We start from the raw sequence: 17422 nt of genomic DNA on the forward strand, positions 1-17422 counted from the left end.
TAGACGGCGGAGAGGCTACCCCGCCCCGATCTCCGCCACGATCCGTCCCGTCGTCACCTGCTCGCCTTCGGCGACGTCGATCGCGCAGACCACGCCCTCGATGCCGGCCTTGTGGACGTGCTCCATCTTCATCGCCTCTAGCGTCAGCACCGGCTGGCCGGCGGTGACGCGGTCGCCAGGCTTGACCAGCACGGCGACGACGCGGCCGTTCATGGCGGCGCGAACCTTGCCGTCGCCGCCATTGCTGGCGGCCACCTTCGGCGCGGCGAGGGTGAGATCAGTGACCGCGAGCGGAATGCCGCGGTGCTGGAGATAGAGCCGATCGCCCTCGCGCAGGATTCTTGCGCTGTCCATCACGCCGGCGTGGCGGAAGCGGATGGCGTCGGGATCGAGTTGCTCGATCTCGAATCGATCTTGCCGGCCATCGCCGGCAACGGTGTAGCTGCCGTCGCGCTCGCGCGTGATGTCGAGCTCGTGCGCGTGGCCGGCGATCTCGATTTTCGCCGGCAGCGGAAAGGTGGCGGCGAGGCTCCGCCCGCTTTGCCACGACGGCGCGCGCGGATTGGTGACGTAGAGCAGCAGGCCTGCCAGCGCCGTCTCGAATGCCGCGTCCGCACGCGGCGCAAGCAGCTCGTCGCGATGGGTGCCGATGAACGCCGTCGTCGCCTCGCCTTTGGCAAAGCCGGGATGACGCAGGCAGGACATCAGGAACGCCTGATTGGTCGTCACGCCGAACGCGGTGAGCTGCTCGAGGCCGACGATCAGCCGCCCCCTCGCCTCCTCGCGGTTTCCGCCGTGGCTGATCACCTTGGCGATCATGGAATCGTAGAACGGCGGGATCTCCGAGCCTGACTGCAACGCGTGCTCGACGCGGATGCCGTCAGGCACCTGCCAGCGCGCCATGCGGCCGGACTGCGGCATGAAATCGTGCGCGGCATCTTCCGAGCACAGCCGCACCTCGATGGCATGGCCGGAAAACTTGACGTCCTGCTGCTTAATCGGCAGCGGCTCGCCGCGTGCGACGCGCAGCTGCAGCTCGACGAGATCGAGCCCGGTGATCGCCTCGGTGACGGGATGCTCGACCTGCAGGCGCGTGTTCATCTCCATGAAGTAGAACGCGCCGCCGGTATCGAGCAGGAATTCCAGCGTGCCGGCGCCCTCATAGCGCAGTGCCTTGATCGCGGCGACTGCGACCTCGCCCATCCTTGCGCGCAGCTCGGGCGTGACGGCTGGCGACGGCGCCTCCTCGATCAACTTCTGGTGCCTCCGCTGCACCGAGCAATCGCGCTCGCCGAGATGGATGGCGTTGCCGTGGCTGTCGCCGAACACCTGGATCTCGATGTGCCGGGGGTTCTGGATCGCGCGTTCGAGGATGAGTGTGGGATCGCCGAAGGCGGCCTTCGCTTCGGAGCGCGCGCTGCGCAGCGCATCGGGAAACGAGGCCGCATCGGTGACGAGCCGCATGCCGCGCCCGCCGCCGCCCGCGACCGCCTTGATCATCACGGGAAAGCCGATCTTCCCGGCTTCGGCGAGCATGACCTCGTCATCCTGGTCGGCGCCCTGATAGCCGGGCACGATCGGCACGCCCGCCTTCCTCATGATCTCCTTCGCGCCGGCCTTGTTGCCCATCGCCTCGATCGCCTGCGGCGACGGGCCGATGAAGACGAGGCCGGCATCCTTGCAGGCGCGCGCAAATTCCTCGTTCTCTGCGAGGAAGCCATAGCCGGGGTGCACGGCATCCGCGCCGCCGGCCCGGGCCGCGGCGATGATCGCGGGGATGTTGAGATAGGAGTGCGCCGGCAAGGCTTCGCCGATGCGTACGGCCTGATCCGCCTGCTTCACATGGAGCGCATCGCGATCCGCATCCGAATAGACCGCGACGACACCGAGGCCGAGTTTTCGCGCGCTGCGCATGACGCGCAGCGCGATCTCGCCCCGGTTGGCGACCAGGACCTTGAAGAACGGCCGGTGCTGCACTGATCCGTTCCTCATGGGCGGGCCACCGAAAACTGCATGCGCTGCGGCGTGCGTGCATCGCCTTCGCGGCAGATCGCGAGCACCTCCGACAGCACCGCGCGGGTGTCGCGCGGATCGATCACGCCGTCGTCGAGCACGCGGGCGCTGGTCGAGAACACATCCATCTGACCGTCGAACACGCCGATGATCTCAGCCTTCATCGCCTCCAGCCTATCCTTCTCGATCGGCTTGCCGCGGCGGGCCGCTGCGGCCTCGGTCACGATCGCCATGGTCTCGGCGGCCTGCTCGCCGCCCATCACCGCGGTCTTGGCGTTGGGCCAGGAGAAGCAGAAGCGCGGATGGAAGCCGTGGCCGCACATGCCGTAATTGCCGGCACCGAACGAGGCACCGCAATAGATGGTGATCTGCGGTACTGTCGCCGACGTCACCGCCTGGATCATCTTGGAGCCGTGCTTGATCATGCCGGCTTCCTCATAGGCCTTGCCGACCATGTAGCCCGTGGTGTTGTTGAGATAGAGCAGCGGCGTGCGGGTCTGGCAGCAGGCCTGGATGAAATGCGTCGCCTTGTTGGCGCCGGCGGGATCGAGCGGACCGTTGTTGGTGATGATGCCGATGGCCTGGCCCTCGATGCGGGCATGGCCGCAGACGGTGGCCGGGCCGTAATTCGGCGCCATCTCGGTGAAATCGGAATCGTCGATGATGCGCGCGATCACCTGTTTCATGTCGACGGGGCGCTTGTGGTCCATTGGCATGATGCCGAGCAGCTCGTCCTGGTCGTAGCGCGGCGGCTTGAACTGCACTGAGATTTTGCCCCGCCGCTCCCACTCCAGCGCCGCCATGATCTCGCGCGCGATGCGAAGTGCGTCGCGATCGTCCTCGGCGAGATAATCGCCGAGGCCGGAGATCTGCGTATGCATCTCGGCGCCGCCGAGCTCTTCCTCGGTCGCGATCTCGCCGGTCGCGGCTTTCAGCAGCGGTGGCCCTGCGAGGAAGGCGCGGGTGCGGCCGCGGACCATGACGATGTAGTCGGAGAGGCCGGTCTGATAGGCGCCGCCCGCGGTGGAGGAGCCGTGCGTGACGGTGACGACCGGCAGACCCGCCGCGGAGAGCCGCGCGAGGTTACGAAAGATGTTGCCGCCGCGGACGAAATCCTCGACGCGGTAGCGCAGCAGATTGGCGCCGGCGCTTTCGACCAGCTGCACATAAGGCAGCTTGTTCTCCAGCGCGAGCTCCTGCACCCGCAGCGTCTTGTCGAGGCCGTAAGGCTGCAGGGCGCCGGCGTCGATGCCGGAATCGCTGGCGCTGACCATGCAGCGGATGCCCGAGACGAAGCCGATGCCGGCGATGACTCCGCCGCCCGGCACGCTCTTGTTCGCATCCGGCACATCGAACATGTAACCGGCGAGCGTCGACAGCTCGATGAACGGCGCGCCGGGATCGAGCACCAGCGCGACGCGCTCGCGCGGCAGCAATTGACCGCGCTTGTGGAAGCGGTCCTTCGCTGCGGCCGACGCCGCGCGCGTGCGCTCTTCCAGCGCGCGCATGCGGTCGATCAGCGCGAGCATGCCGTCGCGGTTGGCGTGGTAGGCAGCGCTGCCGGGGGAGATGGTGTTTTCGATGGTAGACATTAGTGCTCCTGCCCGTCATTCCGGGGCGCGCGCAGCGCGAGCTACGATGCGCACTTGCGCATCTGAGAATCCATACTCCCGATCGTGGATATGGATTCCGGGCCTGGCCCTTCGGGCCATCCCGGAATGACGGAGTGTGTGACTACCTGTTCGTCCCAAAGATCTTCCGCGCTTCCGCGGGGCTCGCGATCTCGCGGCCGGCGCGCCTTGCGCAGGCGGCGACGGCTTCGATGAGCTCGCCGTTCGACGTCACCTTCTTGCCGTCGGCGAGATAGAAGGTGTCCTCGAGGCCGGTGCGCAAGTGACCGCCGAGCTCGGCGCAGCGCTGGTGCAGCGGCCAGATCTCCTCGCGGCCGATGGCGGTGACCTGCCAATGCGCCTCGGGGCGCTTCAGCTTCAAGAGGATCGGCAGCAGCTCGGGATCGGCCGGCATGCCGGAGGCGACGCCCATGACGAAATTGTATTCGAGCGGGCCCTTGTACATGCCGACCTGGGTGTACATGCCGACGCAGCGGACGATGCCGACGTCGAAGCATTCGAACTCGGGGATGGTGCCGACCGCGTTCATGACGTCGAGATAGTCCTTCACCTTCTCGACCGCATTGTCGAACATCATCGGCGGCCAGGCCCAGGTGTTGTCCGCCTTTACCTTCAGGTAGTTCAGCGAGCCGGCATTGCAGGCTGCGATCTCCGGCCGGGTCTCACGGATGCAGTCGAGCGCGCCTGAATAATTCGGCCCCGACACGCCCGAGGTGTGGTTGATGATCACGCCCGGGCAGGCTTCGCGGATCGCCTGCTGGATCTCCTTGCTGACCGCGACCTCCCAGGACGGCAGATGCCCCCTGCCGGGCGCCTGCTGGCGCAGATGGATGTGCATGATGGACGCGCCGGCCTCGAACGCCGCCTTGGCCTCGCGCGCCATCTCTTCGGGCGTCACGGGCACGTTGTGCTGCCTGGGGTCGGTGAGCACGCCGTTCAGCGCGCAGGTGATGACGGCCTTGTCGCTCATGCGTTCGATGTCTCGCACGTTGAGAATTCAACGCTTGCGATCATGTGACGCGCGACATGCGGCTTCTTGCGCGGAGAAGCTGGGAAAGGAGATGCCGTAGGGTGGGTTAGCCGAAGGCGTAACCCACCAAGGTCTATCTCCGCGGATGCATAAGTGGTGGATTACGCCTTCGGCTAATCCACCCTACGAAGTAATCAACTCGCCTCCGCCATCCGCACCGTCTCGGTGCTGCGATAGATCGCAAGGTCGCGCGAGCCGACGAAGATCGCGCGCGGCTTCAATCCGTAGAAGCGGCGGATCGAGTGGCTGAAATGGGTGGAATCGGGATAGCCGATGTCCTGCGCGAGATGGGCGAGGTTGAGGTCCTGATTGGCGAAGTGCAGCAGATGCCGCGCGCGCTTCCAGGCGCGGAAGGAGCGGAACGAGATGCCGGTCTCCTCCTTGAACAGATGCAGGAAGCGCGAGGCCGAGAGACCGGCTTCGGCGGCGCAGGTATCCGCCGTCACCGGCTCGCCGGAGAAGCGCTGGATGCGGGCCACCGCACGCATCACGCGCGGATCCAAGACGCGGCGCGGCAGCGCCTCGCCGAAGCACATCTCGTCGAACTCGGCCGTGGTGATGTCGCCATAGCGGCGCTGACGCAGCAAGGCATAGGCGGCGAGGATCTTGCGGGCATAGGCGGGCTGGTCGGGTCCGGTCAGGCGCGCGGCCAGGGCTTCGATCACGCCATCCGGCATGCTTTCCGGCTCCAGCGTCACGCTGATCACGGTGCGATAGTCGCTGGCGATGGAATGCCGCTGGTTCGGCAGGGTGACGAACAGCTCGCCGGTGGTGAGAACGTCGTCGATCGTCAGGTGCAGATTGCCCTTCACCGCGACATAGACATGGCAGCAACCGGGTGTCCGTTTGCGCGGACGGCCAAGCAGGCCCGCATAAAACACCCGCTCCGGCGTGATCAGCATCAGGTGGTCGGATTCGCGACCGTTATATTCCATTGGGGTCCTCCTCGCGCGGGTCTTGGCCGCTGCGGACGGAGGTCACCTTAGCGGAAATTTGCGCGCTGTCACGATAGGATAGCGCTGTCATGAAAACACGCGCTGTCGTTCCGGGGCGGTCCGCAAGACCGAACCTCAGGTGCGCCATTGCGCACCGGGAACCTCGAGATTCCGGGTCAATGCTGCGCATCGCCCGGAATGACGGTCCTGGAACCTACGCCCTCACCCTTGGCGCGACGTTTTGCTCGTCCCCGGCCTTTTGCTCCGCAGCAACGGCGCGCTTGTAGCCGTCGCGTTGCTGCAGGCGCGCCCAATAGGCTGCGACGTTTGGCCCGAAATCCTTAGCAAGCCCGATATTGCTCGCGAGCCGAAGCGCGTAACCGATGACAATGTCAGCGGCGGTGAAACGGCCCGCGCACAATGTTTCGGCATTCGCCGTCGCTGCCTCGACCGCGCGCAGGCGCCCGAGGAACCATTTCGCGTAGTCGGTGGCGACTTGCGGGTTGCGGCGCTCCTCCGGCTCGAGCTGGGTGTATCTCAGCACCAGCGTTTGCGGAAAGGTTAATGTGGCGTCGCTGAAATACATCCAGTTCAGGAACGTCCCGTAGGCGGGATCCTCGGGGCCGACCATCAACGGCGTCGGGCCGTACTTGACGCCGAGGTAATGACAAATGCCGGAGGATTCCGTCATCCTGGTCTCGCCATCGATCATGAAGGGGATGGTGCCGAGCGGATTGAGCGCGAGATAGTCCTTGGCGAAGACGCGCGGCGGGAACGGCAGCATCTTCAATTCATAGCGCAGCCCCATCTCCTCCAGCATCCAGAGCGGACGGAACGAGCGCGCGGCGTCGCAGTGATAGAGCGTGATCATCAGGCGTTCCCCTTGCTTCCCGGTAGCGTCCCCATCATCTTGCACAGGACCATCAGCATGACCTCGTCAGCGCCGCCGCCGATCGAGGTCAGGCGGCTGTCGCGATAGGCGCGGCTGACCGGCGTCTCGTTGGTAAAACCCATTCCGCCCCAAAATTGCAAGCAGGCGTCGGTGAGCTCGCGGCCGAGCCGGCCGGCCTTCAGTTTGGCCATGGTCGCGAGCCGCGTCACATCCTCGCCCGCGACCAGCTGCTCGCCGGCGCGATAGATCAGCGCGCGCAGGAGCTCCACCTCGGTCTGCATCTCCGCGAGCTTGAAATGCACGACCTGGTTGTCGAGGATCGACTTGCCGAAGGCTTTGCGGTTGCGGGTGTATTCGATGGTCTGGTCGATGATGTATTCGTGCGCCTTGAGGCAGGCGGCCGCGCCCCACAAGCGCTCCTCCTGGAACTGGATCATCTGGTAGGTGAAACCCTGGCCCTCCTCGCCGATCCGGTTGCGCTTGGGCACGCGGACATTGTCGAAGAAGATCTGCGCGGTGTCGGAGGAGCGCATGCCCATCTTGTCGAGCTTGCGCGCGACGGTGACGCCCTTGGCCTTCATGGGCACGCAGATCAGCGACTTGTTGCGGTGAACGGGACCGTCGCCGGTGTTGGCGAGCAGGCAGATCCAGTCGGCCTGGGTGCCGTTGGTGATCCACATCTTGCCGCCATTGATGACGTAATCGTCGCCGTCGGAGCGGGCCTGGGTCTTGATCGAGGCGACGTCGGAGCCGGCGCCGGGCTCGGAGACGCCGATGCAGGCGACGTAGTCACCGGAGATCGAGGGCGCCAGGAATTCGCTCCGCACCTCGTCGGAGCCGAAGCGCGCCAATGCCGGCGTCGCCATGTCGGTCTGCACCCCGATCGCCATCGGCACGCCGCCGCAGGTGATGGCCCCGAGCTCCTCCGCCATCATCAGCGCGTAGGAATAGTCGAGACCCGACCCGCCGAACGCGACCGGCTTGTTGAGGCCGAGGAAACCGAGGCTGCCCATCTTCTTGAATAGCTCGTGCGCCGGGAAGATGTCGGCCTTCTCCCATTCATCGACGTGAGGATTGATCTCGTTTGCGATGAATTTTTGCAAAGAGCGGCGGATGTCGTCGTGGTCGGCGGTGAATAGCATTTTGGCCTCTCGTCATTCCGGGGCGCGCGAAGCGCGAGCCCGGAATCCATTTCTCTACGGTGTCTGCGGCTCGATGGATCCGGGCTCGCTTCGCTCGCGCCCCGGAATGACGCGAGGAGAGAGCGTTCAAAGACCCATCTGCCGCGACGCCAGATCCTTCATGATCTCCTCGGTGCCGCCGCCGATGGCGTTGACCTTGACCTCGCGGTAGATGCGCTCGGCCTTGATGCCGCGCATGAAGCCGGCGCCGCCGAAGATCTGCACGGCTTCCGAGGCGCAGAACGCCATGGTCTGCGTCGCCTGGTTCTTCATCATGCAGATCTCGGCGACCGGGCTCTCGCCCTGCTCGAGCTGCCAGGCCAGCATCTCCAGCATCGCTTGCGATGCCGCGACCTTCTGCGCCATGTCGACGATCTTGTGGCGGATGACCTGGTGCTGCGCGAGCGGCTTGCCGAAGGTCTTGCGCTCCTTGGCGTAAGCGATCGCCTCGTCGAGGCAGACGCGGGCAAAGGCGGTGCAGCTCGCGGCCATGCCCATGCGCTCGCTGTTGAAGTTCTGCATGATGATCTTGAAGCCTTGGCCCTCCTCGCCGATCAGGTTCTCGGCGGGCACGCGGCATGCGTCGAAATGCAGCGTCGCGGTATCGGAGGCCCACCAGCCCATCTTCTTGAGCTTCGTCCTGGACAGGCCGGGCGTGTCGCCTTCGATCAGGAGCAGGCTGACGCCGCCGGCGCCCTCGCCGCCGGTCCGCACCGCAACGGTCAGGTAATCGGCACGCATGCCTGAGGTGATGAAGGTCTTCTCCCCGCTGACGACGTAGTGATCGCCGTCGCGCCGTGCGCGGGTGCGCAGGTTGGCAACGTCGGAGCCGCCGCCCGGCTCGGTGATCGCCAGCGCGGAGATTTTTTCGCCGGCCAGCACCTGCGGCAGCACGCGCGCCTTCACCTCTGCCCGTGCGGCCCGCGCGATCGGCGGCGAGCCGATGGTGTGGCTCATCAGGCTGGCGCTGACGCCGCCTGCGCCGGCGCGCGCAAGCTCCTGGCTCGCCACGAGCTTCATGAACTGGTCGGCGGCGATGCCGCCATATTCCTCGGGAAATCCGAGGCCCAAGAGGCCGATCTCGGCCGCCTTGCGATAGAGCTCGCGCGGGAATTCGCCGGCTTCGTCCCAGTCGTGGGCGAAGGGCGCGATCTCCTTCTCGACGAAGCGCCGCATCACCTCGCGGAACGCGTCGTGATCGGCGGTATAGAACGGGCTCTTCATCGCGAGACTTGCCTTAAGCGGATTCGTCTCGGCCACCATGGCTGGAACCTTGGCCGCTCACTTGCGCGGAGTGGCTGATGGGCGCGGAACGCTCCGAGCAAGGCAGCAACTGAGCGCAAGAATTATAGACGCAAGGACGCCCGATGCTGGTTATTTCTCGTGGGTCACAACGTCAGAAACAGCGCAAACGGCTCTTCCAGCGTGCGGCGCAGGTGCTTTCGGTACAAGGCGTGGTTGGGATCGTCGGGCGCAACCCGGCCCAAAGAGGGCTTGGCGATATTCCTGAGCGGCACATAGGCGATCGGCGCGGCGGTCGGCGTGAGCTGAGAGCCGGGCCCGGCGCGGAGCGTCGAGATGATGCCGTACATCTCGCCAGATACCGTCGGCCGCGACACCGTGATCACGCGGTGCTGGCCGTGCTTGATGATGACGAGGTAGATGAAACCGGACTGATGGGGAACGGCGACCTCGCCGGTATGCTCGTAGGCGGCATCGGTTCGCTCGCCCTCGCGAAAGACCAGCGACGAGACCTTCGGCTCCCAGGCGATCTCGGTGCGATAGGCGAAGATCGCATCCTTGTCGCCGAACGACGGCCTCAGGGTGATGTAGACGTCCTCGAGCCAGGTCACCGCGCGATGGGCATAGGAGCCGAGGCTGTCGGGCGCGACGTCGTTTGCGGCCGGGGGCGTCACCACGACGACACTTTTGCGCAGGGAAACGCCGAGCGCCTGCTCCAGGCGGACCGTCGTCGCCAGCGTGAACGGCCGCCGGCCGCCGAGCACCTTCTCCAGCGTCGACAGGCTGAGCTTGGCCTGCTCGGCCAGCGCCTGCCGGGAGATCCGGCGCCGGGCGAGCTCCTCGCGAATGGTCTCGGCGATCTCGCGGCTCTGCTCGTCCGAAAGCTGCTTGTCGGTGAGTTTGTCCTGCGTCTGCATCGTCAGCCCCGCTCCAGGCCGATCAGTCTAGCAGGGCGGACAAACCAGCACAAAACCGCACATGACCGCCCCGGCCGAAACGAGCCAGGGCCGGCCGCGGCGGAACATTGCCGATCATTCTGCTCGCGAAAGGCCGCCCCGCCGGCGGATGCTGAGGACCAGCAAACCTGCTTCGGGAGCAAGCAAATGGACTCCTACGACACGGCCGACAGCGACGAACACCCGCTGTTGAGCCGCCTCATCAAGGTCGGACTGTTCCTTCTCGCGCAGGGCATCGCGGTGATGCTGGTCGCCTTCCTGGCCCTGCTGGTGAGTTTTGGGGCGAGCTGGTCGGCAACGACCGAACAGGCCAGCCTGCTCCAGCCCGGCGAGGCACGGTCGGGCAGCCTGCTGCTGAAAGAGGACGGCGCCACCCTAGAGGCGATCCGCCTCGGGACCGATGTCGACATCACGGTGTCGGGCCCGACCTTGCGCGCCCGCGTCACGCAAGCATTCCGCAACCCGAGCAAGGATTGGGTCGAGGCCACCTACGTCTATCCGCTCGCGGCCGGCGGCGCCGTTGATACGCTGAAGATGGTGGTCGGCGACCGCGTCATCATCGGCGACATCAAGGAACGGCAGCAGGCCCGCGTGATCTACGAGGAGGCGCGCCGCGCCGGCCAGAAGGCCGCGCTCACCGAGCAGGAACGGCCGAACATCTTCACCAATTCGGTCGCCAATATCGGTCCCGGCGAAACCGTGCTGGTGCAGATCGAGTACCAGGAGCCGGTGCATCAAGTCGGCAACGAATATTCGTTGCGCCTGCCGCTCGTGGTCGGACCGCGCTACAATCCCGCGCCGATCATCCAGAGCGTCGACTTCCGCAAGGATGGCTCGGGCTGGGGCGCGACGACGTCAGACCCGGTGCCGGATCGTGATCGCATCTCGCCCCCTGTGCTGGATCCCGCCAAGAATGCGTCGGTCAATCCGACCAGCATCACGGTACGCCTGCAGGCCGGCTTCGCGCTCGGCGAGGTCAAGAGCCACCATCACAACGTCAAGACGGAAGGCCCGGACAACATGACGCGCGTGGTGACGCTCGCCGACGGCACTGTCCCCGCCGACCGTGACTTCGAACTGACCTGGAAGCCGGCTGCCGAGAAAGCGCCGTCGGTCGGCCTGTTTCGTGAGCACATCGGCGATGCCGATTACCTGCTCGCCTTCATCACCCCGCCGAGAGCGGAGCAGGCGATGCAGAAGCCGCTGCCGCGCGAGGTCGTGTTCGTGATCGACAATTCCGGCTCGATGGGCGGCACGTCCATCGTGCAGGCCAAGGCAAGCCTGCTCTACGCCCTCGGCCGCCTGCAGCCGAATGACCGCTTCAACGTGATCCGCTTCGATGACACCATGGACGTGCTGTTTCCGGCGTCCGTGCCGGCCGATGCCGCGCATGTCGGCGAGGCGATCTCGTTCGTAAGCGCCTTGCAGGCGCGCGGCGGCACCGAGATGGTACCGGCGATGCGCGCGGCACTGACCGACAGGCTCGGCGACACCGGCATGGTCCGCCAGGTCGTGTTCCTGACCGACGGCGCGATCGGCAACGAGCAGCAATTGTTCGATGCGATCACGACGATGCGCGGCCGCTCGCGCGTCTTTATGGTCGGTATCGGCTCCGCGCCCAACACCTATCTGATGACCCGCGCCGCCGAGCTCGGCCGCGGCGCCTTCACCCATATCGGCTCCGTCGAGCAGGTGGAGGAGCGCATGCGCGGCCTGTTCGCCAAGCTGGAGAATCCGGCCGTGACCGGCCTCACCGCAACCTTTTCCGAGGCCAACGCCGACGTCACCCCGGCGATCATTCCCGACGTCTATCGCGACGAGCCCCTGGTGCTGGCGGCGAGACTCGACAAGCTCGCAGGCTCGCTCGAGATCAAGGGCCGCGTCGGCGACCGTCCGTGGTCGGTGACGTTGCCGCTGCAAAGCGCGGCCGAAGGCAAGGGCCTGTCAAAGCTCTGGGCCAGGCGCAAGATCGCCGATGCGGAGGTGGCGCGCACCGTGCGCGAGATGACCCCGGAAGACTCCGACAAGGCGATCCTGGCGTTGGCGCTCGACCATCAGATCGTCACGCGGCTGACCAGCCTCGTCGCGGTCGACAAGACGCCAAGCCGTCCCGACGGCGCGCCGCTGAAGCTCAGCGAGCTGCCGCTCAACCTGCCCGCGGGCTGGAACTTCGAGAAGGTATTCGGCGAGCGGCCGCATCTGACGCCGACACAGCTGCGCGAACGTCACACCGATGCGCGCAACCAGCCGGCGACGCGAGGGCCGACGCCTGCTGCGCCCGATGCGATCCGCCTGCCCAAGACCGCAACCTCGGCGGAGCTGAAGATGATCGCGGGTTTCATCCTGATCGTGCTCGCCCTGATCCTGTTCATGTTCAACCGGCGTCGGCCCTTGCTCACCGACGTCGCTTGAGAGAGGAGCGCCCCGGACTCCTCTGTTAGCGCGCGCGGCTGCCCGTCCCCTCCAAACGGCCGCGCGCGCCTTTTTTGGTCATTGCGAGCGCAGCGACGCAATCCAGGCTGCCTCCGCGGAAAGATTCTGGATTGCTTCGCGGAGCCTGTCATCGGGCCGCGCGTCGCGCGAACCCGGTGGCTCGCAATGACGAGTGTGGAAACAGTGCCCCGCCTCATCTCTCCCCTCGTATTGGCCCTGATCGGCCTCATCCTGTTCGGCGACGGAGCTTATATCCATGCCAAGGCATGGCTGGCGCAGCTGCTGCTGGAGCGGGCATTCGACCGAAGCATTGCGACGGGACAGGCGGTGAAGCCCTGGTCATGGGCCGACACCTGGCCGATCGCGCGGATCGAGGTGAAGCGGATCGGCGCCAGTGCCATCGTGCTGGAAGGCGCGAGCGGGCAGGCACTTGCTTTCGGACCCGGCCATATCCAGCACACGGCTGATGCGGGCGAACGCGGGATTGCCGTCTATGCCGCCCATCGTGACACTCATTTTCGCTTCCTGAAGGATGTTGCCATTGGCGACATCATCGATGTCATGCGCAGTGACGGTCGACACTTTCGCTATCGCGCGGATTCCTCGGCCGTGGTTCGCTTCGATGCATCGGGGATCGACACCTCGGCACGAGGTTTCGAACTTGTTCTCGCGACCTGCTGGCCATTCGATGCCGTCACATCCGGCCCCGAGCGCTACATCCTGCACGCGACATTGATCGAAGCGGACAGATAGATCGCCTGCTGGATCGGTGAGACACGCCGATGGCGGCCTTCATTCCGCCTCACGGCATGACGCCCACATGGTTGCCACTGCAAAGGACTCGCCATAGAACAGAGTGACGCGACACCAATAAGAACAACAGGTGAGGTCACGCCATGGAAGCCCATGTGTCTGCTGCGTCCGCGTCCCGCCCATGGTCTCCGCCGCCGGACGCGGCAGACGTCGTCAAGGGCATCCATGCCATGCTGCACCCGCGCAACATCGTGCTGGTGGGCGCGACCGACAAGCCTGGCAATTATGCCGAGCGCATCTGGAACAATCTGGTCAAATACGGTTTCGAAGGCGGCCTCTATCCGGTCAACGCCAAGCGCGACGCCATCTGGGGCGTTCCCTGCTACAAGGACTTTGCGAGTCTTCCCGAGAAGCCCGATCACGTCCTGGTGCTGGTGCCTGCGCGCTTTGCTGTGCAGGTGATCCGCGATGCCGCCGCGGCCGGCGCGCGTTCGGCGACCATCGTCACCTCTGGATTCAGCGAGCTGCAGGATGACGAAAGCCAGAAGCTGGCTGCGCAATTGCAGGCGGCCGTGCGCGAGACGGGGCTCGCCGTCACCGGCCCGAACTGCCTCGGCAATTTGAGCGCCGGCGAGAAGCTCTTCACCAATATCGACGATCGCATCGTCACCATGGAACAGGGCGCGGTGGCGATCGCCGGCCAATCCGGCGCCATCGTCATGGCGATCCGCCAGGCGCTGGAAGACCGCGGCGTCGGCGTCGGCTACATGGTGACCACAGGCAACGAGGCCGGGCTCGAGACGCCGGACCTGATGCGCTATTTCGCCGAGGATCCGAGCATCAAAGTGATCGTCGTCTACCTCGAAGGCGTGCGCAACACCAAGGCCTTCCGCGAAGCCTGCAAGGCGGCGCGCGCGGCGAGCAAGCCCGTGATCGCGCTCAAGCTCGGCGCCTCCGAAGGCGGCCGCGCCGCGGCGATGGCCCATACCGGCGCGCTCGCCGGCTCGATCGAGACGTTCGACGCGATCGCGACGCGCGAAGGCGTGATCCGCGTCGGCGGCCTCGACGAGCTGATCGAGACCACCGAATGCTTCGTCCACGCTGGCTTGCCCAAAGGCGACCGGCTCGCCGCGGTGACGCTGTCCGGCGGCAAGCGCGGCATGCTGATCGACGCGTTCTATGCCGAAGGCCTGAATTTTGCGCCGCTGAGCCCGCACGTCAGTGCGGAACTGGCGAAGATGCTCGGCCCCGGATCGATCGTCGGCAATCCGCTTGATGCCGGCTTCGCCGCGGTGGTCGATCCCTCTGTCTACATGAAGTCGATCAAGCTGATGATCGACGACCCCGATATCGACATCGTCATCGTCGATGCCGAACTGCCGAAAGCACCGCACGAGCTGCGCGAACGCAACTTGCGTATCGTCAACGAGATGACGAGCAAGGCGGGCAAGCCGGTGATCTACATCAGCGCGATGTCGATCGGCTTTACCGAATACACCAAGGGCCTGCGGAAGTCGCTGCCGCATCTCGCGGTGATGCAGGGCATGGACCGCGCGGTGACCGCGATCAAGTCGCTGCTCGCCTATGCGAGACTGCGCAAGGAAGTGCCCGATATCGTCTCGAGCTCGAAGCCGGCCGCGCGCGCCGTGCTGGAGAAGACATTGAAATCGGCAACCGGCGCCGCGCTCGACGAGGTCGCCTCGAAGAAGCTGCTCAAGGCCTACGGCATCCCGATCTCGAAGGAGGCGATCGCACAGACCGCGGCGGACGCCGTCAAGATTGCCAAGCAGATCGGCTTTCCGGTGGTGGCAAAACTCGTCAGCGCCGAGATCCTGCACAAGTCCGACATCGGCGGAGTGGTGCTGAACCTCAACAGCGCAGCCGAGGTGAAGAAGGCGTTCGCCGACATCACCGCGCGCGTGGCGAAGCTCAAGGGCAAGCCGAAGCTCGACGGCATCCTGATCGCACAGCAGGTCAAGGCCGAGCTCGAGCTGGTGGTCGGCGCCTCGCTTGATGCCGAGATGGGGCCTGTCGTGCTGTTCGGCACCGGTGGCATCGACATCGAGCTGATGAAGGACGTCGCGCTCGCCGGCGCGCCGCTGGACGAGAGCGAAGCACGGTTCCTGATCGGCCGCACCAAGGCCGGCATCAAGATGCGGGGCTATCGCGGCAGGCCTGTCTTGCACGAGGCCTCTGCCGTAAAGGCGCTGGTCGGACTGTCCAATCTGATCGCGGATGCGGGCGATCGCATCGCCTCGATCGACATCAACCCGTTCCTGATCAACGCCAGGACCGGTGTCGCCGTCGATGCCCTGATCGTGCTGAACAATGCTGCGGCAAGGCGGGCGGCTGGGCACTGATGTCGCGCCGTGCCGTAGGGTGGATTAGCCACCGGGTCCGCGCTATGCGCGGCCCGATGACAGGCTCCGCGTAATCCACCTATTCATCCCCCAGGCGTACGAGAGACGGTGGCGGGTTACGCTTCGCTAACCCGCCCTACGTACCATCGCGGCCTCCTTCCAACTTCCCCGCTTTGGCCGTAGAATCGCCCCTGCATGGCACGCGCGAGCAATCTTGTGATCGGAACGGCAACGCTGGCGGCGATCGCCGTGGCGTTCGGCGGCCTGCTCGGCGTACAGAAATGGCGTACCATCCAGAGCCGCAGCCAGTTGCGCGTGGTGTTCGAAGGCGGCTCCGCCAGCGGGCTGCGCAGCGGCGGGCCGGTCAATTTCGACGGCGTGCCCGCCGGCCAGATCCTGTCGATCAAACTGGAGAATCCGCGCAGGATCGTGGCGCTCGTCATGCTCGACAACAGCGCGCCGATCCGCAAGGACACAGTGGCCGGAATCGAGTTCCAGGGCCTCACCGGCGTTGCCGCGATCTCATTGATCGGCGGCGCCCCCTCCGCACCGCCGGTGCCGTTGGACGCGGACGGCATCCCGGTGCTGACGGCCGATCTCAGCGATGCCGAAACCATCGTCGAAACCCTGCACAGCGTCGACCGCACCATCGTGAGCAACGCCCCAGGGATCAAGGAGGGCCTGCACACGTTCGAGACCTACACGGCCGATCTCAGGAGCAAGGGCGCGGAGATCGATTCGGTCATGGCCAAGGTCGACAGCGCCTTTGCGGGCTTCGACAAGGCGGTCGCCAAGATCGAAGGCGCGGTGCCGGGCTTCGTCGACGGCAAGGCGGACGAATTGTTCGAGAAGATCCAGGGGCTGCACGAGCTTGCCGGCACCATGAAGAAGAAGTCAGCGGGCTACATCGACGACATTCGCCGCTCGCTGCTCGACGTCAGCGAGGCCGCCAACAAGATGAGCGGCACGCCGGCGCCGCCGCGGCCGCCGCGCAGGCCCGAGCAGAAGCGATAGCTCTTTCTTACCCTCCCCTGGAGGGCAGGGCTATCGCATGTGGCCTAGGAGTTCGAAGAAGAAGGTATCGTTCCAGCCGGCGCGCTTGAGCTTGAGGCGCAAGGAGATTTTTGTATCGGGGTGAGCTCTGGCGACGTTGAGGGCGAGTCGTCTGAGCACGGCAAGGTTGGCCGGGCCGTTGTCCTTGCGATTGCGGGCCAGATCCTCGGCGAGGATGACATCGAGCGGCCAGTGCAGGCCGTTTTCGATGGTCCAATGGGTGCGTACAATGCGCAAAACCTGCGTTCGACTGTAGTTTTGGCTCATCAGGAAGTAGCGTGTAATCGCCGCCCCGCGTCACGATCTTTTTGGCCATGCCGCGGTGGCAATGCAGTGCATCCGCCGTCACTACGCAGCCTTTGAGTTGCAAGAGTTCGAGCAGTTGCAAAGCGCCGAGAGCTTCGTTGTTGTTTGGCGCCAGAACATTGGCCAACGCCATACGCGTCTGCGCCGCCCAGGCCGTCACCATGACCGGCGGCATGTGGCTTTTGCCGCTCTCGTAGCCACACCGCAGCGCCTTGCCGTCCAACGCGATCACGCCTTGTGGCTGTGCAATCTTCGCACCTTGAGCGAAAGCCTCCATAAAGCGTCGGAATGCCGCTTCGAACGCTTTTGGATCGAGCATGCGGAACACACGGCTGAACGTGTCATGGCTCGGCAATCCATGCTTAAGCACCAGCACGTCCTGCCAAAGATAAGCCTTCAGCCGCGCAAACAGCGCCATGTCGGTGCAACTCGTCGCTCCGCACAACGTGGCCATCAGGGCGATGAACAAGAGCTCCGTCAGATCGTGCAGCGCATTGTCCGCACGTGGGTCGGGCAGGTCTTCGAAGCACTCCGAAAATCGATCCATGGGTCGCTCCTTCCAACTCCAGGAGCCACCTTCAGAATCGATTTCTCTCCAAATCGCAATGCCTTAGGATCACATGCGATTCCCCTGCCC

At 65.3% G+C, this 17422-nt stretch carries 12 protein-coding genes and 1 pseudogene; 4 read left to right on the forward strand and 9 right to left on the reverse strand.

Annotated features, from left to right (window positions below):
- Nucleotides 1-15 precede the first annotated feature (15 nt).
- The 8 genes from HZZ16_RS34235 to HZZ16_RS34270 form a co-directional block, all read right to left on the reverse strand.
- Nucleotides 16-1992, reverse strand: a complete 1977-nt coding sequence (locus HZZ16_RS34235; protein ID WP_197954893.1) for an acetyl/propionyl/methylcrotonyl-CoA carboxylase subunit alpha — start codon at nucleotides 1990-1992, stop codon at nucleotides 16-18.
- Nucleotides 1989-3605, reverse strand: coding sequence for an acyl-CoA carboxylase subunit beta (locus HZZ16_RS34240; RefSeq protein ID WP_197954895.1), 1617 nt, complete (start codon nucleotides 3603-3605; stop codon nucleotides 1989-1991). The genes HZZ16_RS34235 and HZZ16_RS34240 overlap by 4 nt, the downstream gene beginning before the upstream one ends.
- A 142-nt stretch (nucleotides 3606-3747) precedes the next feature.
- On the reverse strand, nucleotides 3748-4614 hold the full coding sequence (locus HZZ16_RS34245; RefSeq protein WP_197954897.1) for a beta-keto acid cleavage family enzyme: 867 nt from the start codon (nucleotides 4612-4614) through the stop codon (nucleotides 3748-3750).
- 194 nt (nucleotides 4615-4808) lie between these two features.
- Nucleotides 4809-5609: a helix-turn-helix domain-containing protein gene (locus HZZ16_RS34250; protein ID WP_197954906.1), complete on the reverse strand. Its 801-nt coding sequence runs from the start codon at nucleotides 5607-5609 to the stop codon at nucleotides 4809-4811.
- 214 nt (nucleotides 5610-5823) lie between these two features.
- Entirely contained in the window at nucleotides 5824-6480 is a 657-nt protein-coding gene (locus HZZ16_RS34255; protein ID WP_197954907.1) for a glutathione S-transferase family protein, read from the reverse strand.
- Complete coding sequence (locus tag HZZ16_RS34260) at nucleotides 6480-7643, reverse strand: acyl-CoA dehydrogenase family protein (RefSeq protein WP_197954909.1); 1164 nt, start codon at nucleotides 7641-7643, stop codon at nucleotides 6480-6482. The genes HZZ16_RS34255 and HZZ16_RS34260 overlap by 1 nt, the downstream gene beginning before the upstream one ends.
- 126 nt (nucleotides 7644-7769) lie before the next feature.
- A complete protein-coding gene (locus tag HZZ16_RS34265) occupies nucleotides 7770-8906 on the reverse strand; it encodes an acyl-CoA dehydrogenase family protein (RefSeq protein WP_197954916.1) in 1137 nt (378 codons plus the stop codon).
- Nucleotides 8907-9070: 164 nt separating this feature from the next.
- Complete coding sequence (locus HZZ16_RS34270) at nucleotides 9071-9841, reverse strand: helix-turn-helix transcriptional regulator (RefSeq protein ID WP_197954910.1); 771 nt, start codon at nucleotides 9839-9841, stop codon at nucleotides 9071-9073.
- Between the two features lie 186 nt (nucleotides 9842-10027).
- Between HZZ16_RS34270 and HZZ16_RS34275 the strand changes: the two genes are divergently transcribed.
- From HZZ16_RS34275 to HZZ16_RS34290, 4 genes are all read left to right on the forward strand, one after another.
- A complete protein-coding gene (locus HZZ16_RS34275; RefSeq protein ID WP_197954911.1) occupies nucleotides 10028-12292 on the forward strand; it encodes a marine proteobacterial sortase target protein in 2265 nt (754 codons plus the stop codon).
- A gap of 204 nt (nucleotides 12293-12496) precedes the next feature.
- Complete coding sequence (locus HZZ16_RS34280; protein ID WP_197954920.1) at nucleotides 12497-13066, forward strand: class GN sortase; 570 nt, start codon at nucleotides 12497-12499, stop codon at nucleotides 13064-13066.
- A 143-nt stretch (nucleotides 13067-13209) separates the two neighbouring features.
- Entirely contained in the window at nucleotides 13210-15426 is a 2217-nt protein-coding gene (locus HZZ16_RS34285; protein ID WP_197954912.1) for an acetate--CoA ligase family protein, read from the forward strand.
- Between the two features lie 195 nt (nucleotides 15427-15621).
- Nucleotides 15622-16440 carry an MlaD family protein gene (locus HZZ16_RS34290; protein ID WP_197954913.1) on the forward strand — a complete coding sequence of 273 codons (819 nt, stop codon included), beginning with the start codon at nucleotides 15622-15624 and terminating at the stop codon, nucleotides 16438-16440.
- A gap of 30 nt (nucleotides 16441-16470) precedes the next feature.
- On the opposite strand, the pseudogene HZZ16_RS34295 reads toward HZZ16_RS34290, so the two are convergent.
- Nucleotides 16471-17332 (reverse strand): annotated as a pseudogene (locus tag HZZ16_RS34295) (ISAs1 family transposase).
- Nucleotides 17333-17422 lie beyond the last annotated feature (90 nt).

Origin of the sequence: Bradyrhizobium glycinis (assembly GCF_016031655.1) — a bacterium.
In the GTDB taxonomy this organism is placed as follows: Bacteria; Pseudomonadota; Alphaproteobacteria; order Rhizobiales; family Xanthobacteraceae; genus Bradyrhizobium; species Bradyrhizobium glycinis.